Genomic DNA, 19,252 nt, shown 5'->3' on the forward strand with positions numbered 1-19,252 from the left:
GGCCATGATCGGCTTCGATCCGGTTGTTCTCCCGGGCCGCGTCGACGTGACAGGCCTCGGGCACCAGGTCGTCCAGGACCCGCGGGTAGACCGGGGCCTTGTCGGTGGTGACCTCCACCGGCCGCCGGCCATGAGACAGCGCCCGGACGAAGAACCGGCGGGCGGCGGCATGGTCGCGGCGCGTGCTGGCGAGGACGTCGAGGACGTCGAGGACCTGACCGTGCTGGTCGACGGCCCGGTACAGGTAGGTCCACAGGCCGGCGACCTTCACGTAGGTCTCGTCGATGAACCACCTGTCGCCGGGTCGGTGCCGRCACGGCCGCGCGGCCTCGACCAGCAGGGGTGTAAAGCGCTGCACCCACCGGTAGATCGTGACGTGATCGACCTCGAGGCCGCGTTCAGCGAGGAGCTCCTCGACGTCCCGGTACGACAGAGCGAACCGCAGATACCACCGCACTGCCAGCACGATCACCTCCGGCGGGAACCGGAACCCGGCGAACTCCGACGTCGGAACCGGTGGACGGACACGACGTCGACGCATCCTCTGATCATGGCTGATCGGCGGCCACGCGAAGGTGGACATCACCGATGCAACAGTGCCTGTGCGCGGATGTCCCGGCACGGCGCGGCATTTTCCGGCACGGAAATCGCCCCGACCTCGGATTTTGCGGCACGACGCGACACGTTCCGGTATATCCGGATACGCGGTGATCCGTCTTGTAATCGAGCGGCAGGTACAGCGGAACTCGACGTACACCCCTCGATGTCTGTCGGCGTAGCGTCTCTGGGCGGGGCCGGGTGCGACCGACGTCTCGTGTCCGGCGTGCCGGATGATGTCGCCATGACGCCCGAGACGATGCGCCTTGCCGCGAGCGGCGCGACGGACGCCGGTGGCCACGCAGTGGGGGAGACCCGAGGGGGGAGGGCGGAGGCGGGCGTCCCGGTGACCGTCGCCGCTCCGCGGCCACCCACGTCCGCGCTCGGGTCGGCGGCTCGCGGTGCGGTCATCGTCCTTGCGGACGCGCGGGGGATCACCGGGTACGTGCTCTCGGTGTGCGAGCAGCTGCGTGACGAGGGATGGTTGGCGTTGACGCCACACCTCTACCACCGCGACGGCGTTTCCGAGGTGCCCGTGGCCGAGGGCGCCGCGAAGATGCGGACCCTGACCGCGGACGGCATCGCCGCCGACCTGGACGCGTGCCTGGAGCACCTGGCCGCCACCGGGTTCCCACCAAGCCGGACCGCGGTCATCGGCTTCTGCATGGGTGGTACCGCGGCGTTCCTCACCGCCGCGCGCCGCCGCCTGGGTGCCGCGGTGTCCTTCTACGGCGGCGCCGTCACCGAGCCCTACTGGTCCGGAGCGCCGCCGCTGCTGGACGTCGCCGGCGGTCTGCGTACCCCGTGGCTCGGGCTGTACGGCGAGAACGACACCTGGGTCACGCTGGAGGAGATCGGGCGGCTGCGTGCCGCGGTCGCCGGGGCCTCGGTGCCGACCGAGCTGATCAGCTATCCGGGCGCGCAGCATGCCTTCCACACGCCCGAGCGGCCCTCGACCCACCACCCGCAGGCCGCCCGCGACGCCTGGGACCGGATGCTGCGGTGGCTGGCCACCCACGTCGGCCCGGGCTCCGCATCAGACGTCGGCGACGGGTCGTCTGGTTGCGGGTCGGCCGGTCGAGCCCTCGGCGAAGCCGACGAAGCTGCGGGTCCGGCCGCGGGGGTCTGAGGTTCCGGTCATGCGAGGGCCCCAGGCGACCATGCCGCCGTCGGCCAGCACCGCCGTCCCGGTGAGGAAGACGCTGTCCGGGCCGGCGAGGAAGGCCACGAGGCCGGCGATGTCCTCCGGCCGGCCCAGCTCCGGCCACGGCTGGAACGTGGCCAGCTGGGCTTCGATGGCGGCGGCGTCCCGGCCCATCACCAGCGGGGTGTCGACCAGGCCGGGGCAGACCGCGTTGACCCGGATGCGGTGGGCGGCGAGCTCGACGGCGGCGTTGGCGGTGAAGTTGATGACCGCGGCCTTGGCCGCCGAGTACGCGGTCAGGCCGCCACCGCCGCCCATGCCGGCGACGGAGGCGTTGTTCACGATCACACCGCCGTCACCCTGAGCGATCATCGCTCGGGCGGCGTGCTTCGTCCCGAGGAACACCCCGCGGCTGATCACGGCGAAGGTCCGGTCCCAGTCGGCCGGGTCGGTCTCGACCAGCGGCCCGAAGGCTCCGCCGACACCGGCGTTGTTGAACATGACGTCGATCCGGCCGAAGGCGTTCACGGCTGCGCCGACGAGCGCGGCCACGTCCGCCTCGGCGGTGACGTCGGTGGGCACGAACCGGACGCGGGCCGGGTCGGTGACCTCGTCCAGTAGCTGCGCGGCGTTCGCTTCGTTGAGGTCGCCGAAGACGACCCGGGCGCCCTCGGCGAGGAAGCGCAGCACGCTGGCCCGGCCGATGCCGCTGGCGCCGCCGGTCACGACGGCCACCCGGGTGGTGAGCAGGTCAGGCACGGCGGTAACCGTGGAAAACTGGGTGAGTGGTCACTCATGTCCTCCCTCAGCGGCCGCGGTGGTCCGCTTTTCCGGGTTCCTGCGGGTGGGGCATGCTGTGCACCGGCGGCGCCGCGCGCTGCTCGACCACGGCGGCCAGCCGCTCCGCCGCCGCGCGGTACCCGGCGAGCAGCGTGTCCTCGCCGGGGTAGTCGAACCGGTCGGTGAACGACGGGCTGGCGGCCGGATCGAAGTCGGGGTGCTCGCCGTACCAGTCGACGAGTGCGGCCAGGGCGTCGAACGGGTCGACAGCCGGGGTGTAGCCCAGCTCGCGGCGCGCCTTCTCGGTGCTGACGACGACGTGGGTCGCGGTGGTGCCGGCGAGCGGCAGCAGCGTGGTGGTCGCCTCGACGGCGATCTCCCGGGGCAGCCCGACCAGCTCCAGGTCGGCTCCCATGAGTCGGGCGATGGTCGACGCCCAGTCGCGGAGCGACCAGCTCGTCGCCTCGCCCGCGTTGTAGACCTGGCCGCCGGCCACCGCCGGGGCGCCCACCACGGCCAGGACGAACGCGGCCGCGTTGGCGGCGGCGCAGCGGGTGTGGATCTGGCCGCCACCGTCGGGAAGGATCATGAAAGGACGGCTGTCGCGCACCCGCCGTACCACCGACCACTCGGCCGGCCGGGGGTTGTTCGGCCCGAACAACATCGGAAAGCGCACGACCGTCGCCCCCGCATGGTGCGCGAAGACGGCGGCCTCGGCCTCCGCGAGCCGRCTGGAGAACGCCAGCGCCGCCGCGCCGGTGCCGTCCCGGACGACCGGATGATCCTCGGTCACCGGGACCGGCAGTGGGCTCTGGCCGGGGCTCGGGAAGAACCCCTGGTACACCGGTACCCCGCCGACGGCGACGAACTGGCCGCATCTCCCGGCCAGCGCGGGCGCCAGATGCCTGAGCCGCCCGTACATGGCCACCACGGCGTCGAAGTCCCGCCCGCCGAGGGCGGCATCGATCGACGCGCGGAAATGGGGGTCGCCGTGGATGTGCTCGACCTCGGCCAGCTCGGGCGGTTCGTGGGAGCCCCGATGGAAGATGGTGACGTCGTCGCCGCGGGTGAGGAGACCGCGCACGACGTGCGGCCCGGTAGGCCCCGTCCCACCCACCACCAGGACCCGCACCGTTTGCCTAGATCCGGTAGAGCTTGGCCGCGTTACCGCCCATGACCTTCTCCCGCGTCTCCGGACGCAGGCTGAGGATCTTCTCGCTGACGATTCCGAGGGGGTCGGGGTGCAGGCAGGTGGGGTGCGGAAAGTCCGTCTCGAACATGATTCTGTCCTCGCCGACCTGGTCGATGAGGTGCTGCAGGTCGCCGCGGCCGGTCTCGAACCAGAAGGTCGCGTACCAGTTGTCGCGGAAGTACTCCGAGGGGAGTTTCTGCAGCTTCGCGGCGTGCTTGGGCGCGTTCTCCGCAAGCTCGTAGTCCATCGCCTCGAGCATGAACGGCACCCAGCCGATGCCGCTCTCGACGGAGACCATCTGGAGCGCGGGGTGCCGGTCGAACATCCCGGAGTAGGCGCTGTTGAGCAGGACCCTGGAGTTGTTCTGGAACAGGGACGCGCCCCCGATGGCGGGCTTCACGTAGTCGTCCTGGCTGGGCCAGTACGTGGTGCCGAAGTACGACAGCGAGGTCTGGCTGGCGCCGATGTGGAAGTGCACCGGCAGCTGCAGGCCGGCGCAGACCTCCCAGAACGGGTCCCAGTCGCGGTGGCCGAGATCCGGTGATCCGGAGTCCTGGGGGTCGGCGGTCATGTTGACGCCGCGGTAGCCCAGGGTGGCGCACCGCTCGGCCTCGCGGACGCAGGCCTCGATGTCCCACGCCGGCATGATCGGCATGGGGAGCAGCCGGTTACCCGATTCGGCCTGGACCTGGGCCATCGCGTCGTTGTAGAGCTCGACGCAGAGCCGGAGCAGTACCGGGTCCTTCACCGAGTTGCGCAGGTTCTGGCCGCCGATGCCGATGGCGTTCGGGTACAGGACCTGCGTGTGGATGCCGAGTTCGTCCATCAGGGTCAGCCGTGCCTTCGGGTCCCACGCGGYCGGGTGCACGTCGCGGATGCCCCACGAGCCGCCCTGGGAGTCGCGGAACGCGTGCTTCTTGCCGTCGTGGTCGACGGTGCCGCCGGAGCCGGCCTTGCCGAAGGTCTTGCCCTCGATGACCCACATGTCCGTGCCGTCGATCCGCTCGACGTGAGGGACCCGGTCCTCGTACCCCTTCGGCGCCCGCTCGGTGAACAGGTCGTGACGTTCGGTCATGTGTGCGTCGGCGTCAACCACGCGCAGACCAGCCAGTTCGCTCATGCGGGGTCTCCTTCGGTCGGTGCGGCCGCGGCCGTGCTGCGTCAGAACCTGAGCGTATGCTCACTTACCTCTGGACCGCAATCGCCAATTTTTGATTGTTGATTGCCCGCTGGGGGCGGTGTCGACCACGATGGGCGATGTGGTGGCAGAAGCCGTGTTGCGGCGGACCAGGACGAGCGCTGCGGTCGTCGAGTACCTGCAGAAGGAGATCTTCGCCGGTAGCCTCCGTTACGGTGACCGCGTCGACGTCGAGCGGATCGGCGCGACCCTCGGGGTGAGCCCCACCCCTGTCCGCGAGGCCCTCGTGCTCCTCGAGCGGGACGGCCTGATCGCGACCCGTGTGCACCGGGTGGCGTTCGTCCAGCACTTCGACGCCCGCACGTTGCGTGCGGACTTCCACGTCCTGGGCCTCCTGGGCGGAGTCGCGGCGGCGCGGGTGGCGAAGGACCGTGACCCCGAGGTTCTGGCCCGGCTCCAGGGTCTTCTCCGGGCACTGGACGACAGCGGCGCCGGCGGCGCCGACGGCGGGCACCTGCTGGACCTCGCGGCCGAGATCGTCCTGGTCCAGCACCGTGCGGGGGCCACCCCGCGCCTGCTCGCGGATCTCCGGGGAGCCGGCGGCTTTTTGGAGTGGGCGGCGCGCCAGAGCGACCGGCGTCCCCCCGGGGAGATCATCGAGGCTCAGCGGCGGGTCATCGACGCCATCGTCGCGGGTGACCCGCGGAAGGCCTCGCGGGCCCGCCTGCAGGACACCCGTGCCGCGGCCGAACAGGTGATCGGTGAGCTGATCCGGCGTGGGGTGCTGCGCGCGGACGGCACCAACGCCGCCGCCGGCTGACAGGGCGGAGCGTCACCCCCCGGGAGGCGAGGCGCGGCGACGTCGGCGATGCGTGGCTTGGCAAGCAAGTACTCACTACATTGGAGCTGAACGCTTGCGCGTTCGCCCGGCGACGGCCGGTGACTGGCTGGCGCCCGGCAACCCGACCGAACCTGTACGGCTGCCATCGGTAAGAGCGTGAGGTGTGATGGAGACAAAGATCGCGGGCCCGGTGCTGATCGACGACGAGTGGGTCGAGAAACACTTCGACCATCTGTCGCCCGACCTTGCCCGGGAGTTACACCCGACGCTGGCCCGGGCCCGCTCCCGGTGTCCGGTGGCGCACAGTGACCAGCACGGAGGCTTCTGGGTGGTCACCCGGAAGGAGGACGTCCTCCGCGTCGCCCAGGACTGGAAGGCGTTCACCTCCGAGCGCGGCATCACGGTGCCGTCGCCGCCGGGGCCGCCGATGAAGATCCTTCCCGTGACGGTCGACCCGCCGCTGCAGCGTGAGTTCCGGCAGCTGACGAACCCCTATTTCCGGCCCACGGTCGTGAAGGAGTGGGAGGAACCGACTCGCGCCGTGGTGAACCGCCTCATCGACGGTTTCATCGAGGACGGCACCTGCGAGTTCATGGAGGCGTTCGCTCGGCCGTTCCCCGGCCTGACGTTCTTCGACCTGGCGCTGCACGCCCCCGCCGAGGATCTCGACGAGGTCAACGGGTATGCCATCATGGCGTCGCAGATGCACCGCCCGGAGGCCCGGGAGTGTCTGCTGAAACTGGCCGGCTGGATCGGCCGGTTCGTCGAGGAACGGCGCCGGCAGGGCCCGCGTGGAGACGTTGTCGACGCCGTGATGGCCGCACAGATCGAGGGCCGTCCGATCACCCCCGAGGAGGTGGTCGGGACCATTCAGCTGCTGGTCCTCGGCGGCCTTGAGACGACCGCCGGTGTGTTGGGGATGGCGATGCTGCGGCTCTGCGAGCACCCCGAGATCCTGACAGCGCTGCGGGAGCGACCGGAGCTGATTCCGAACGCCGTTGAGGAGTTCCTGCGGCTCGACGGATCCTTCGTGTGCATCGCCCGCACAGCTCGGAACGACACCGAGGTGGGCGGCCAGCTGATCCGGCAGGGCGAGAAGGTTCTCATGTACTGGGTCTCGGCCAACCGCGACGAGGCCGAGTTCGACAACCCCGACGTGTTCGACCTCGAGCGAGCCAGGAACGCGCATGTCGCCTTCGGTGCCGGGCCGCACCGCTGCGCCGGCTCCAACCTTGCACGGATGAACCTGCGGGTCGCCCTCGTCGAGATTGTCCGGCGGCTGCACGACATCCAGGTGCAGCCGGGTGCCGATATCGGTTTTATGTCGACGTTCAATCGGGCGCCGGAGTCCGTCCCGCTTGTTTTCACCCCTGGGAAGCGGGTGTCCGAACCGACTTCCTTCTGATCGCGCGGCCAGTCGCCGAGGTTTGGGCGCGTTGTCTCGGCCGAGCCGCGGGATGCGATTCTGTCGGGCCTGGCCGTGCCGCGAGCTACAGCTGGGCCAGGAGGCCTCGAGTCGCCTCGACGCACCGGGCGAGCCGGTCAGCGGGACCGACACCGGCCTCCGCCTGGGAGCGGATCGGTACCTCAAGGCCGATCACCCGGTCGCGGGGGAGTGCCGCGAGCATGTCGAGCAACGGCAGCTCACCCGTCGGTGGAGATGTGCCGGCAACCGAGATCTGCGGCCAGGGAGACAAATTCGACCGGCGGCATTCCGAAAACGCTGGGAAACTCGATTCCCAGGTCTACCACCGGTTTCGTCCTCCTCCTCGATGTGAGAGAGCGCCATGCCGGATAATCCGGCATCCCGAGTGGTGCGGTGAGACGTTCGTACGACCCGGTGCAGGGCTGAGCTCAGGGGGCACCCTCGACGACCTCGAGGGCGTTGCCGTCAGGGTCACGGAAGACCGCGAGGCGTACGCCGGAGCCAAGGTCGATGGGGCCGGTCAGCAGGTGCCCTCCACCAGCCAGGACACGATCTGTGATCGTTCCCAGGTCGGTGACGTGCATGGTGAGGTACCGAATACCGGTGGCGCCGATGAAGACGGCGGGTGGCTCGGCCACCGTCGGCGGTCGCAGCGGAACCATGATCTTGATTGTCACGCCAGATGCCTGGAGCGGATGGACGACTCCGGAACTCGAGGTGATCACCGGGAGCCGTTCGAGGTYGAAGACGGTGGCGAAGAAGTTCACCAGGGTCTCGTCGGTACTGACGAGACCGACCTCGATGCGCGACACCGTCACGTTCTCTCCCCTGATGGTTCTGCGGCTGACGGTCTCACCATCGCACATGGCACGTCGGCGTCTCCTCGCGGCGAAATGGCTCCGGATCCACCTGCCAGGCGGTAGGCACGTCAACGGGTGGGAGTCGAGGCCCGTTCCCGAGGTTGACCGGCCGTGAGGGCGCCTGACGGTGCGAGGAGGGTGCGGCGACGCATCGACGGGCTCTCGACGCCTGAGGTGCTGCGGGTGATTATCGCAACCTGGCCTCAGGGCCGATCACCCCGATCACGGATCGGTGCCGCGAGCATCTCCGACGGCGGCTCACCCGTGYTGGGCACCATCTGTTCGAACATTGCCTCTCTCGCGTGGTCCGAAGCGGTGGGGACCAGCGGTGTTAGCACGCCACGGCGCAACTGTCTACCTGGTGTCTTGCGGGATGGCGGCCAGCGGAATCGCCGGCATATTCGGTGCCATGACGACAGGCACAAAAGCTCCTGTCGAGGGCAGCCGGCCCTGCGGTCGAAGGAGGGGAAATGCGCCGTCGGCGACGAGTCGCCCGAATGGTGAGCATGGTGGCCGTGCTGGCGACGGTTTCCTGCGGCTCACCCGCACCTCGTCAGGCGGCTGGGACCCCTCTCACCGAGCCGGAGAAGGAGCTGCTGCACGAGGCGGAGCAGATGCTGACACGTTCCTGTATGGAAGACCACGGCTTCGAGATGTGGTCTGTGCCCCGACGGCCACTGCCGGAGGACCGCGACTTTCCCTACGTGATCGACGACATCGAATGGGCTTCGCAGCATGGGTATGGAAGCGACATCGACGCCGAACGCCGGCGGCTGCGTGCTGCCGACCCCAACAGGCAGTACTTCGAGAGCCTGCCGCCGGCGGACCAGGAACGCGCCCTGGAAACCCTCAACGGACGGCAGTCCGCGGCCCGGCTTGAGGTCAGGACGCCCGACGGGGTGACCATGGGCCGGATCTCCGACGGCTGTACCTCGCAGGCTCAACAGGAAATCTACGGCGACCTGGCCGCCTGGTTTCGTGCCACCTCAGTGACCGACTCCCTCGCCGCCCTGTGGCGCGCTGACGTCACCGGCGACGGCCGCTTCCAGTCGGCTGTTCGACGGTGGTCGTCCTGCATGAAGGCCCGCGGATTCGACTACCTCACCCCGGGCGGGGCCCGCGAGGCTTTTCTCCGGCCACCGCAGAGCGCGGATCGCCCACAGGAGGTGCGGACGGCGGTCGCCGAGGCGGAGTGCGCCCACAGCACGGGCATGTCCACGGACCTGCACCGGCTGGAAGAACAGTACCGAGTCCAGAGAACCGGACAGCACCAGACGGACGTCGACACCCGGGCGCGCCTCGAACGGGAGGCCCTGCCACGCGCACACGCCGCCCTCGCCGATATCGGCCGCCCCGAGGCGGGGTAGGGGGCGACGCAGGCGACGAGGAGCCTGCGAAGCATTGTTCAGCCTGCGAAACGGCCGTCAGGGATTCGGCCGATCGACGACCCGCCACCGTCCCACCAGGTATCCGGGCGGGACGGTGACCGCCCAGGTGATCTTGTCCATCAGATACTCCTCGGATGACGGTAGCGAAGGAAACGGCTGCGGCCCTCGGTATCCCGACAATCGTCCCTGTTTCAGGTTCCTGCTTCCGTTTCCCGATTCGGGAACATAGCAATAAAAACTGTTCCTATCTCGAAGGTCCGTGATGTGCTCGATATAGGTCGACGTGATGTGTCACGTGTGAATGCGAACTCCGACGCCAGCGTCGACGTCGGGCACAACACACTGACCCGRGTGCTCGCCCGGACCCCCTCCGCAGCCCAGGGTGGCGCACCGCTCGGCCTCACGAACAGCGGAACGCGTGCTTCTTGCCGTCGTGGTCGACGGTGCCGCCGGAGCCGGCCTTGCCGAAGGTCTTGCCCTCGATGACCCACATGTCCGTGCCGTCGATCCGCTCGACGTGGGGGACCCGGTCCTCGTACCCCTTCGGCGCCCGCTCGGTGAACAGGTCGTGACGTTCGGTCATGTGTGCGTCGGTGTCAACCACTCTTGGACGCCCAGGTGTTCGTCCGGCGAGAGTTAATGACTGAATGTAGTCGAACCCCGACCGGACCGGACGGCTGCCATTCGTGGTGCGGGCGGATGTGCGTTATTTGAACTGATAGTTGTAATAAAAGAAATGAGGCTGATAGCCTGATCGGAATCTTCGGGGTGGCAGACGAGAGGGACTGGCGGGGTGCGATGAGGCTCGGGGTCGTCTATCCGCAGATCGAGCTCGAGGGCGATCCGTCGGCGCTCGCCAGGTTCGCTCGGGCAGCCGAGGAGCTTGGTTACGACCATCTGGTCCTGTACGACCACGTCATCGGCGCCTTGCGCGAGGGGCGCGACCCGCCGATCCGGGGCCGCTACGGGGAACGGAGCCCGTTCCATGATCCCCTCACGGCCTTCGCCTACCTGGCCGGACTGACCGAGCGCATCGAGTTCGTGAGCGGCGTGCTCGTCCTTCCACTGCGCCAGACAGTTCTCGTCGCCCGGCAGACGGCCGACATCGACCTGATGTCCGGGGGGCGCCTGCGGCTCGGGGTGGGTGCCGGGTACAACCAGGTCGAGTACCACGCGATGGGTGTGGACTTCTCCGCCCGGGGCCGGAAACTGACCGAGCAGATCTCCTACCTTCGACGGCTGTGGAGCGAGGAGCTGATCAGTTTCGAGGGAGAGTTCGACCAGATCGACCGCGCCAACATCGTCCCCCGGCCGACCCGGCGGATCCCGATCTGGTGCGGCGGCTTCGCCGAGGCGGCGTTCCGCCGGGCCGTGGCCCTGGCCGACGGCTTCATCTTCGGCTACGGCCTCGAGCAGGCCGCGATGGACGGCTGGATCCGCCTGCGGGCTCTCCTGTCGGCCGCGGGTCGGCCCGTGGAGGGCTTCGGCGCGCAGTTCGTCCTGCACTCGCCCGGCCGGCCCTACACCGATCAGGAGATCACGGGTGGCCTGCTGCGGCTTCGGGAGGCAGGCGCGACACACGCCTCGTTGTTCACGATGGGACGCGGCTTCGCCGGTGTCGACCGCCACATCGACTACATCGCGGAGATCATGAAAGTGGCGGACGCGGTACTGCGCTGAAGGGACTGGCTTGCTCGCGCGGGCGCGGCGTGCCGCGTCCGCGCGAGGTTATGCGTGCCGCGGGTGCTGTTCGCGCAGCGCCGCCCGCTGGATCTTGCCGGTCGCGGTCTTCGGTAGCTCCGGCAGGATCGAGACCTGGCGGGGGGACTTGTACGCGGCGAGCCGCTCCCGGGCGAAGGCGGTCAGGTCCTCGGGCCTGGTGGTCGCGCCGTCGCGCAGCGACACGTAGGCCACCACGCTCTCGCCCCGGTAGGCGTCCGGCAGGCCGACCACGGCGGYCTCGAAGACGTCGGGGTGCTCGTACAGGACGTCCTCCACCTCACGCGGCCAGACCTTGAAGCCCGACGTGTTGATCTGGTCCTTCACCCGGTCGACGAGATACACCCAGCCGTCGGCGTCGAGGACGGCGACATCTCCGGTGCGCAGCCGCCCGTCCGCCAGCGCGTGCGCCGACGCCTCGGGGTTGCGCCAGTAGCCGGGAATGACCTGCGGGGCGGAGATGACCAGCTCGCCCTCGACACCCGGCGGTCGCGGCGCGCCGTTCTCGTCGGTGATCCACACGTCGACGTTCTGCATCGGCACGCCGATAGAAAGGGTGCCGCTCGGGCTGTGCACGGGGGCCGTCGCGCCGGGAGGGACGGCGATGCCGCCGCCCGTCGTCTCGGTCATGCCCCAGATGTTGTGCAGGTAGGGCCCGAACCTCGATCGGAAGGCCTCCACCGTCGACGGCGGGATGGGCGCGCCGCCGGAGTAGAGCCGTTTCACCGTGGCGAAATGCTCGGGGCCCGCGCTTTCCAGCCGGGAGAAGGCGTTGAACGCCGTGATCGAGCCGATGGTGGTCGTCACGCCGTGGTCGCGAAAGGCCTCGAGCGCGACCGAGGGCTCGAAACGGCCGCTCATGCTCAGGGTCGTGTCGTTCAGCAGCGCGATGCCTGCGTTCAGGGAGAGGCCGGTGATGTGGAAGAGGGGGGCGATCGCGAACACCACGTCACCCGGCTGGAGGAGTAGCCAGCGGCCGTAGTTCAGAACCGCGTTGAGGTAGTTCCGGTGTGTGTTCAGCGCACCTTTGGGCGGGCCCGTGGTACCCGAGGTGTAGGTGAGGAAAGCGGTGTCGTCCGGGGCGGTCTCGACCGGCTGGGGGCGCTGCCCCCGGCGTTCCGACAGGATCGCCGCGAGATCGCCGTCGGGCGACGGTGCGGGATCGCCCGCGGCGTCGAAGACGCGCGGGTCGTTCGTTGTCTGGAAATCGCGTGCGGAGGCGGACAAAAACCAGCGGACCGTGCTGCCCACGAGCGTCTCGCGGGTCTGGGTGTCGGTGCCGCGAGCCAGGATGATCCCGGTGGTGCCGGAGTCGTCGATCAGGCGCCGCAGCTCGCGCCCGCCGTACATCGGGTTGAGCGGCACCGCGATGCCACCGGCCTTCCAGATCGCCAGCAGGCTGATCGGGTAGTACGGCACGTTCTGCAGGTAGATGCCCACGCGGTCGCCCGGCCGGACGCCCCGTTCCTGAAGGTCGGCGGCGAGGGCGTCGGCGTGGGCGTCAAGGTCGGCCGCGCTGACAGACCCGTCGAAGTACCGCACTGCCGGCCTGCCGGGGTTGCTGGACACCCGGTCCCGCCAGGCGGCGGCGATCGAACAGTGGGCGGGGTGCGGCGACGGGTCGATCCCTGGTGGATAGGTGGCGAGCCACGGCCGGGCGGCCGAGAGGACGTCCTCGCTCGCGGAATCGGTCGGCATTGATCAGTCCCTCGGGTCTGCGCAGGGTTTGGTCCAGCGTTGCGTCCAGCGTTCGATACGTGGGCCGCCGCCGCGGCGGAGCCCTCCGCCGCGGCCCGCGCGGTCGCTCCGGGTGCGTCCGGGTGGGTCCGGGTGGGTCTGGACGCCGTGGCCCAAGGTGGCTGAGCGGAATCCGGTCAGGCTTGACACCCCTCCGGGAGCTTACTACCTTGAGCAGTTATTGAACACCATGTATCAAATAGCGCACAGGGTCATGATGGCGCGCGTCATGATGGCGCACGGAGTCGTGGAGCGCGGAGTCATGGTGCCCAAGCAGTCGTACGCGAGCGGGCGCACCGGTCGGCCACCACAGCCCGCGGCGCCGCGCCGACGCAGTCACAACGGTTCCGGAACCTTCCCAGTGACGGGGGCATGCGATGCAGGAGCATGAGACGTACGGCGTGGTGGTTCTCGGGTCGGGCGCGGCAGGGCTGACCGCGGCGCTCGCCGCGGCCGTGGAGGGCGCCCGCGTCGCCGTCTTCGAGAAGGCGGAGCTGCTCGGCGGCACGACCGCGCTGTCCGGCGGGACGATCTGGGTGCCCGGCAACCAGCCGGCCCGGGCGGCCGGCATCAAGGACTCCCGGGCGGACGGCCTGGCGTACCTCGCCAGCCTGTCGAACGGGATGATCATCCCGGAGCTGGCCGAGGCGCTCGTCGACGGCGGGCCGGAGCTGGTCGACTTCGTCGAGCAGCAGACGGAGCTCCGCTTCCAGCTGGTCGAGGGCTATCCCGACTACCACCCGGAACGCCCCGGCGGCCGGCCCGACGGGGGGCGGTCGATCGAGGTCGGCCTCTTCTCCTTCCTCGGGTTCGAGGAGTGGGAGGACCGCATCGCGGGCGACACCCGCCGGTTGCTCATCCGCGAGATGCCTCTCGGCGGGGGCACCGGCGCACTGGCGCCGGAGGTGCTCGCCGAACGGGAGAGGAACCGCGCGGAGGGCCTCGGCCGGGCGCTGGTCGGCGGTCTGCTCCAGGCCTGCCTGCGGCGCGGGGTGCACGTCGCCACCCGGTCGCGTGGCCTACGGCTGATCACCGAGGGTGGCACCGTCACCGGGATCGAGATCGGGACGCCCGAGGGCGTCCGGTCGGTGCGCGCGGGCGCGGTCGTGCTCGCCACCGGCGGATTCGAGTACGACCCCGATCTCGTCCGGGACTTCCTGCGCGGGCCGCTGACCCGTGCCATCGGCGCGCCGACCAACACCGGGGACGGGCTGCGGATGGCGATGCGGGTCGGCGCCCAGCTCGGCAACATGCGGGAGGCCTGGTGGGCCCCGGTCGTCAGCCTTCCCGGGCACCGTCGTGACGGCGCCCGGAACGGTCTGCTGACCGCGCGGGAACGTGCGCTTCCCGGCTCGATCATGGTCAACGGCCACGGCCGCCGGTTCGCCAACGAGGCGGCGAACTACAACGCCTTCGGAGGCGCCTACCACCAGCTCGACGCGTCGAGGTTCGAGTACCCGAACCTGCCCAGCTTCATGATTTTCGACCAGTCGACCGTCGACCGGTTCGGTGTGTTCGGCGGCGCGCCCGGCGGCGCGGTGCCGGACTGGCTGGTGCGCGCCGACACCCTCGACGAGCTGGCGGGCCGGCTCGGCCTTCCCGCGGCCGAGGTCGCCGCGACCGTGCAGCGGTTCAACGAGCATGCCCGCGCGGGCACCGACCCCGACTTCGGCCGCGGCGACAACGCCTACGACCGGTTCCCCGGCGGCCGGGTGCTCGACCCCGACTCGGTCCACTCCACGCTGGGCCCGGTCGAGACCGCGCCGTTCTACGGCGTCGAGGTCGGGTCGTCGGCACTCGGTACCAAGGGCGGGCCCCGGACCGATCAGGAAGGCCGGGTCCTGGATGTCGACGGCGACGTGATCCGCGGGCTCTACGCCGCGGGCAACGTGATGGCGAGTCCGTCCGGCATGGTGTACGGCGGTGCCGGAGCGACACTGGCGGTGGCAGGGGTGTGGGGTATGCACGCCGGGCGCGCGGCGGCGCGCGACCCGGCGGCCGGCTCCCGGCCGCCGGTCCTGAGCGAACGATTCGGAAGCTGATTCGAAGCCAGCAGACCACCGGAAGTTGGGGCAATGACCGAGACCTTAGAGATCCCGACCGAGGCGATCACCGCGCGGGACGCCGAGGACATCTTCGCCGGATGGCTCGCCGAGTTCGCGGCGGCCCTGCGAAGCGGATCCACCTCCGACCTCGCCGCGCTCTTCCTGCCGGAAGCGACCTGGCGTGACTTCATGGCCTTCCCCTGGGACTTCCACCACACGGTCGGGCAGGCGGAGACCGTCGGCCGGCTCGCCGAGCTGGCGAAGGCCTGGGACGCGGCCGACTTCCGGCCCAGCCGGGAACAGCCGCCGGTCGTCACGGACGGCGCCGTCAACGCCTTCTTCGACTTCACCACCACGGACCGGATCGACCGCGGCTATGTGCTGCTGGTGCCGAGCGCGGGGCGCTTCGTGGTGTCGATCCTGCAGACCCAGGTGATCGGTCTGCAGGCCCATCCGGAGCGGGTGCGCCACCATCGCCGGGACGGCAAGGTCTACGGCATCGTGCCGGACCGCACCCGGTGGTCGAGCGACCGCGAGAAGGAGATCGCCTTCGAGGACAGCGAGCCCGCGGTGCTCGTGCTCGGGGCGGGACACAACGGGCTGGCCATAGCGGCCCGGCTCGGCGCGCTTGACGTCCCGACGCTCGTCATCGACCGCGAGGAGCGCGTCGGGGACACCTGGCGCAGGCGCTATGCGTCGCTCGCCCTGCACAGCACCGTCTTCGGCGACCATCTGCCCTACCTCTCGCTGCCGCCGTCCTGGCCGGCGCACACCCCGAAGGACAAGTTCGCCGACTGGCTGGAGTCCTACGCGAACCTGCTCGACCTCAACGTGTGGACGTCCACCACGTTCCTCGACGGGCACTTCGACACCGACGCCCAGCGGTGGACGATCCGGGTCCGGCGTGGGGACGGCTCGATCCGGGAGCTGCACCCGCGGCACTTCGTCGTGGCGGGCGGCCTGTTCGGATCGCCGAAGATCCCCGCGATCAGGGGGATCGAGACCTTCCCCGGCATGACGGCGCATTCGGACGAGTTCCAGTACGGCGCCGACTTCCGGGGCAAGAAGGCGCTGGTGATCGGGGCCGGAGTGAGCGGCCACGAGATCGCGCACGACCTGTACGAACACGGCACGGACGTCACGATGCTGCAGCGCAGCGCCACCTACGTCGTGAGCTACACCTCCTACCACCGGTACTGGTCGACGCTGTTCACCGAGGACATGCCCTACACCCCGGACTTCGCGGACCAGATGACCTACGCGCTGCCCAACGAGCGGGTTGACGAGCTCAACAAGAAGCTGGTGAAGCTCGCCGCGGAGGCCGACCGGGATCTGCTCGACGGCCTCACGTCGCGGGGCTTCAAGCTCGAGTGGGGCCCGGACGGGACCGGCATCATCGGCGCCCACATGTCCGGCAGGGACGCCTACCAGATCAACATCGGTGCGTCCGAGCTGATCGCGGACGGCCTGGTGCACCTCAGACAGGGTGTCGAGGTGGCCGAGGTCAGGGAGCGGACGGTGGTCTTCACCGACGGCTCGACGCTCGACGTCGACCTCATCGTCTTCGCCACCGGATACCACCAGTTCTGGGGCCACATCAAGCCGACGCTGGGTCCGGCGGCGGACCGGATCGACCGGGCCTACGGCCGTGCGGCGGACGGTGAGTACGCGAACACGTGGCGGCGGTCCGCGCAGGCGGGTCTGTGGTTCGGCACCGGGTTCATCCGGATGGCCCGCTTCTACACCCGGTTCACAGCGCTGCTGATCAAGGCGATCGAGGTCGGCGTCGAGCCGATGGACCCGGACCGGACCGACGGCGGCTGATGTCCGCCATCGAGGTGAACAGGCGGGTCGAACCCGGAACCGTGGCGCTGCTCGGTCGACTGGCACGCTGGGACCTGACGAGCATCGCGACGATCCGGCGCTCGTACACGGCGGTCGGCCCGCCGCCCGCGCCGTCGGACCCGCGGGTCCGACGGACCGACGAGGTCATCCCGGGCCTGGACGGCCGTCCCGACGTCCGGGTGCGCTGGTACCGTCCCGCCACCGACGACGCCGACGCCGGCGTGGCGCTGCCCTTCCTCCTCTGGCTGCACGGCGGCGCCTACATCATGGGGAACCTGGACGAGAACGACGACCGCCTCGACCGGATGGTCGTCGAGCTCGGCTGCGCCGTCGTCTCGGTCGACTGGCGGCTGGCCCCGGAGCATCCCTACCCGGCGGGGCTGGAGGACGCGGAGACGGTCTGGCGCCGGGTCAGCGCGAACCCGGCCGGCTACGGGGTCGACCCGTCCCGCCTGGTCCTGGGCGGGGCGAGCGCGGGTGCCGGCCTGGCCGCCGGGCTGTGTCTGCGGCTGCGGGACCTCGGCATCCCCCAGCCGGCGCTGCAGCTGCTGATCTACCCCATGCTCGACGACCGTGAGCTGACACCCTCGATCCGCGCGCTCGAGGACCCGGGCCACTGGGGCCTCTGGCATCTGCGGGCCAACCGGATGTGCTGGGCGGCCTACCTCGGATCGCTCGCCGGCGGCGAGGTCCCGCCCACCGCGGCGCCGGCGCGGGCCGAGGACCTCGCCGGGCTCGCGCCGGCCTTCCTCGCGATCGGTGACGTCGACGGGTTCCTCGACGAGAACGTCGCCTACGCGGCGCGCCTGTCGCGGGCCGGTGTGCCGACGGAGCTGCATGTGTACCCCGGGGTCGTGCACGGCGGGTTCGGCGCACCGCCGCGCACCCCGCGCACCGCGCAGTTCCTACGGGACGTCTACGCGGCGCTGGCCGCCGCCTTCGCGCCGGCGGACGGCTCCCCGGAAACCGGGGAGGGGCCCTGATGGACGTGGAGAGCAGACTCCGGGAGCTGGACGCCCGGCTGCGGGCGGCCGAGGACCAGCTGGAGATCCTCCGCCTGCTCAACAGCTACGGCCCGCTGGTCGACAGCGGGTCGGCGGACCAGGCGGCCGACCTGTGGGTGACCGGCGGCGGCTACGAGTTCGGTCTTCCGGCCGGAGGAACTGTCCGGGTGGAGGCGCCGCCGGGCCTGGCCGACCTCTACCGGACCGAGCCGCACACCGGGCTGGTCGCCGACGGCGTCGCGCACCTCACCGCCACCCCCCGCATCACCGTCAGCGGTGACACGGCGGACGCCGTCGGCTACTCCTTCGTGGTCCGCAGAGAGGGCGAGCGGTGGTTCCTGTGGCGGGCCGCGATCAACCACTGGACGCTGCTGCGCACTCCCRCCGGCTGGCGGATCCGGGACCGCCGCAACCGCGTCCTCGACGGCTCACCCGAGTCCCAGGCGATCATGCGCCTGGCGCGGGGATGAGAGCCCGCGCCGCCCGGCAGGGCCCTGACGGGGCCGGATACCATCAGCCCATGGCCCAAGCCGACCAGACGGAGATCGTCAAAGCGCAGCCTGGGAGCCAGACGCTCGCGCGCGGTCTGCGGGCCCTCATCGCCGTCACGGAATCCGGGACGGGTCTGACCACCCAGGAAGTCGCGGAACGGCTTTCCATTCACCGGTCGATCGCCTACCGGCTGCTGCAGACGTTCGTGGACTTCCGTTTTCTCACCCGGACCGACAACGGCGTCTACCAGCCGGGCGCGAGGCTCGTGTCGTTGTCGGACGCGTACCTGCCGGGCCTGCGCGAGATCGCCCTGCCGTCGATGCGCAGGCTGGCCGAGCGGCTCGGCTCCACGATCGCGCTCTTCATCGCCGAGGGTTCCGAAGCGGTGGCGATCTCGCTGGTCGAGCCCACCAACACGACCCATCACCTGTCCTTCCGCGCCGGCATGCGGACCCCGCTGGACCGGGGGTCCGCGGCCTACGCGCTCGCGTCGGCGCTGCCGCCGCAGTCTGACGAGCCGGCCGGGGTGACGCTCGCGCGCGAGCGCGGCTTCGCGACCAGCAGCGGTGAGATCGAGGCCGGGGCACACGGTGTCGCGGCGCTCATCCCGACCCGGCCCCCGAGCCCACCGCTGTGCCTTCACCTGGTCACCTTCCGCTCCGAGGCGGCGGCCGGCGCGGGCCCGGTGATGGTGCACGCCGCCGGCGAGATCGGCCGGCTTCTCGACGGAGGCGACCGGCTGTCGGGCGCCCGCGTGTCCGGCCTGGGCCAGGCCGGCTAGCCCGCCAGCCCCCGAGGCACTGCGTCCTGTTCGGGTGCCCGTTCGCCCCGCTGGCTGTCATCCTTTGGTCGTGGCGGCTGCCTCGGCCGTCGCCTCGGCGTGCTCTCACCGGATGACGGGTGCTCCCTGTGCTCGACGAGTTGCCCCCTACCCGCGGCCCGACAACTGGCTGCCCCCGCGAAGCTGGGAGCGGCGGCGCGAGAAGAACGCCGCGCTCCTGACCGTTCTGAGCACCGCAGCCATGGTTGCGCTCCTCGTGTTGT

The 19,252-nt window shown here is 70.3% G+C and carries 16 protein-coding genes and 2 pseudogenes; 10 read left to right on the forward strand and 8 right to left on the reverse strand.

Going from position 1 to position 19,252, the window contains the following annotated elements; translation table 11 throughout:
* A partial coding sequence (locus tag CC117_RS23620) for an IS6 family transposase (RefSeq protein WP_071087753.1) occupies positions 1 to 541 on the reverse strand: 541 nt, incomplete at its 3' end.
* Between the two features lie 300 nt (positions 542 to 841).
* Between CC117_RS23620 and CC117_RS23625 the strand changes: the two genes are divergently transcribed.
* Positions 842 to 1,726, forward strand: a complete 885-nt coding sequence (locus CC117_RS23625) for a dienelactone hydrolase family protein (protein ID WP_241830360.1) — start codon at positions 842 to 844, stop codon at positions 1,724 to 1,726.
* Here the strand turns inward: CC117_RS23625 and CC117_RS23630 are convergent.
* Genes CC117_RS23630 through CC117_RS23640 form a run of 3 tightly spaced genes read right to left on the reverse strand, consistent with a single transcriptional unit; the run spans position 1,634 to position 4,833 of the window.
* Positions 1,634 to 2,500: an SDR family NAD(P)-dependent oxidoreductase gene (locus tag CC117_RS23630; RefSeq protein ID WP_071087755.1), complete on the reverse strand. Its 867-nt coding sequence runs from the start codon at positions 2,498 to 2,500 to the stop codon at positions 1,634 to 1,636. The genes CC117_RS23625 and CC117_RS23630 overlap by 93 nt on opposite strands.
* 46 nt (positions 2,501 to 2,546) lie before the next feature.
* Entirely contained in the window at positions 2,547 to 3,653 is a 1,107-nt protein-coding gene (locus CC117_RS23635; RefSeq protein WP_071087757.1) for an NAD-dependent epimerase/dehydratase family protein, read from the reverse strand.
* A gap of 7 nt (positions 3,654 to 3,660) precedes the next feature.
* Entirely contained in the window at positions 3,661 to 4,833 is a 1,173-nt protein-coding gene (locus CC117_RS23640; RefSeq protein WP_071087759.1) for an amidohydrolase family protein, read from the reverse strand.
* Positions 4,834 to 4,963: 130 nt separating this feature from the next.
* Between CC117_RS23640 and CC117_RS23645 the strand changes: the two genes are divergently transcribed.
* A complete protein-coding gene (locus CC117_RS23645) occupies positions 4,964 to 5,671 on the forward strand; it encodes a GntR family transcriptional regulator (protein WP_071087851.1) in 708 nt (235 codons plus the stop codon).
* 187 nt (positions 5,672 to 5,858) lie between these two features.
* Entirely contained in the window at positions 5,859 to 7,097 is a 1,239-nt protein-coding gene (locus tag CC117_RS23650) for a cytochrome P450 (protein ID WP_071087761.1), read from the forward strand.
* Positions 7,098 to 7,182: 85 nt separating this feature from the next.
* Here the strand turns inward: CC117_RS23650 and CC117_RS35160 are convergent.
* Both CC117_RS35160 and CC117_RS23655 read right to left on the reverse strand, forming a co-directional pair.
* Positions 7,183 to 7,350: pseudogene (locus tag CC117_RS35160) on the reverse strand (sugar phosphate isomerase/epimerase); the annotation flags it as partial.
* Positions 7,351 to 7,546: 196 nt separating this feature from the next.
* A complete protein-coding gene (locus CC117_RS23655; protein ID WP_071087853.1) occupies positions 7,547 to 7,936 on the reverse strand; it encodes a VOC family protein in 390 nt (129 codons plus the stop codon).
* A 539-nt stretch (positions 7,937 to 8,475) separates the two neighbouring features.
* On the opposite strand from CC117_RS23655, the gene CC117_RS23660 reads away from it, so the two are divergent.
* On the forward strand, positions 8,476 to 9,345 hold the full coding sequence (locus tag CC117_RS23660) for a hypothetical protein (protein ID WP_198541958.1): 870 nt from the start codon (positions 8,476 to 8,478) through the stop codon (positions 9,343 to 9,345).
* A 424-nt stretch (positions 9,346 to 9,769) separates the two neighbouring features.
* On the opposite strand, the pseudogene CC117_RS23665 reads toward CC117_RS23660, so the two are convergent.
* A pseudogene (locus tag CC117_RS23665) lies at positions 9,770 to 9,949 on the reverse strand (amidohydrolase family protein); the annotation flags it as partial.
* 215 nt (positions 9,950 to 10,164) lie between these two features.
* Between CC117_RS23665 and CC117_RS23670 the strand changes: the two are divergent.
* Positions 10,165 to 11,046 carry an LLM class F420-dependent oxidoreductase gene (locus CC117_RS23670; protein WP_071087767.1) on the forward strand — a complete coding sequence of 294 codons (882 nt, stop codon included), beginning with the start codon at positions 10,165 to 10,167 and terminating at the stop codon, positions 11,044 to 11,046.
* A 48-nt stretch (positions 11,047 to 11,094) separates the two neighbouring features.
* Here CC117_RS23670 and CC117_RS23675 read toward each other — a convergent pair whose 3' ends face one another.
* Entirely contained in the window at positions 11,095 to 12,783 is a 1,689-nt protein-coding gene (locus CC117_RS23675) for a class I adenylate-forming enzyme family protein (RefSeq protein ID WP_071087769.1), read from the reverse strand.
* A 416-nt stretch (positions 12,784 to 13,199) separates the two neighbouring features.
* Between CC117_RS23675 and CC117_RS23680 the strand changes: the two genes are divergently transcribed.
* From CC117_RS23680 to CC117_RS23700, 5 genes are read left to right on the forward strand one after another with little or no spacing between them, the layout of a single operon-like run.
* Positions 13,200 to 14,864, forward strand: a complete 1,665-nt coding sequence (locus CC117_RS23680) for an FAD-dependent oxidoreductase (protein WP_071087771.1) — start codon at positions 13,200 to 13,202, stop codon at positions 14,862 to 14,864.
* A 33-nt stretch (positions 14,865 to 14,897) separates the two neighbouring features.
* Positions 14,898 to 16,691 (forward strand): flavin-containing monooxygenase, encoded by a 1,794-nt coding sequence (locus CC117_RS23685; RefSeq protein WP_071087773.1) that lies wholly within the window; start codon positions 14,898 to 14,900, stop codon positions 16,689 to 16,691.
* The gene (locus tag CC117_RS23690; protein ID WP_071087775.1) at positions 16,691 to 17,695 is read left to right on the forward strand and encodes an alpha/beta hydrolase; all 1,005 of its coding nucleotides are present in this window, start codon (positions 16,691 to 16,693) and stop codon (positions 17,693 to 17,695) included. The genes CC117_RS23685 and CC117_RS23690 overlap by 1 nt, the downstream gene beginning before the upstream one ends.
* Entirely contained in the window at positions 17,695 to 18,186 is a 492-nt protein-coding gene (locus CC117_RS23695; RefSeq protein WP_071087777.1) for a nuclear transport factor 2 family protein, read from the forward strand. The genes CC117_RS23690 and CC117_RS23695 overlap by 1 nt, the downstream gene beginning before the upstream one ends.
* Before the next feature lie 50 nt (positions 18,187 to 18,236).
* A complete protein-coding gene (locus tag CC117_RS23700) occupies positions 18,237 to 18,989 on the forward strand; it encodes an IclR family transcriptional regulator (protein ID WP_071087779.1) in 753 nt (250 codons plus the stop codon).
* The last annotated feature ends 263 nt before the right edge of the window (positions 18,990 to 19,252 follow it).

It is taken from the genome of Parafrankia colletiae, from assembly GCF_001854655.1.
Lineage (GTDB): Bacteria > Actinomycetota > Actinomycetes > Frankiales > Frankiaceae > Parafrankia > Parafrankia colletiae.

Coding starts and splice junctions, on each gene's coding strand:
- CC117_RS23680 (WP_071087771.1), top strand. CDS start 13,200: ATGCAGGAGCATGAGACGTACGGCGTGGTGGTTCTCGGGTCGGGCGCG.
- CC117_RS23685 (WP_071087773.1), top strand. CDS start 14,898: ATGACCGAGACCTTAGAGATCCCGACCGAGGCGATCACCGCGCGGGAC.
- CC117_RS23700 (WP_071087779.1), top strand. CDS start 18,237: ATGGCCCAAGCCGACCAGACGGAGATCGTCAAAGCGCAGCCTGGGAGC.
- CC117_RS23625 (WP_241830360.1), top strand. CDS start 842: ATGACGCCCGAGACGATGCGCCTTGCCGCGAGCGGCGCGACGGACGCC.
- CC117_RS23660 (WP_198541958.1), top strand. CDS start 8,476: ATGGTGAGCATGGTGGCCGTGCTGGCGACGGTTTCCTGCGGCTCACCC.
- CC117_RS23650 (WP_071087761.1), top strand. CDS start 5,859: ATGGAGACAAAGATCGCGGGCCCGGTGCTGATCGACGACGAGTGGGTC.
- CC117_RS23690 (WP_071087775.1), top strand. CDS start 16,691: ATGTCCGCCATCGAGGTGAACAGGCGGGTCGAACCCGGAACCGTGGCG.
- CC117_RS23645 (WP_071087851.1), top strand. CDS start 4,964: ATGGGCGATGTGGTGGCAGAAGCCGTGTTGCGGCGGACCAGGACGAGC.
- CC117_RS23670 (WP_071087767.1), top strand. CDS start 10,165: ATGAGGCTCGGGGTCGTCTATCCGCAGATCGAGCTCGAGGGCGATCCG.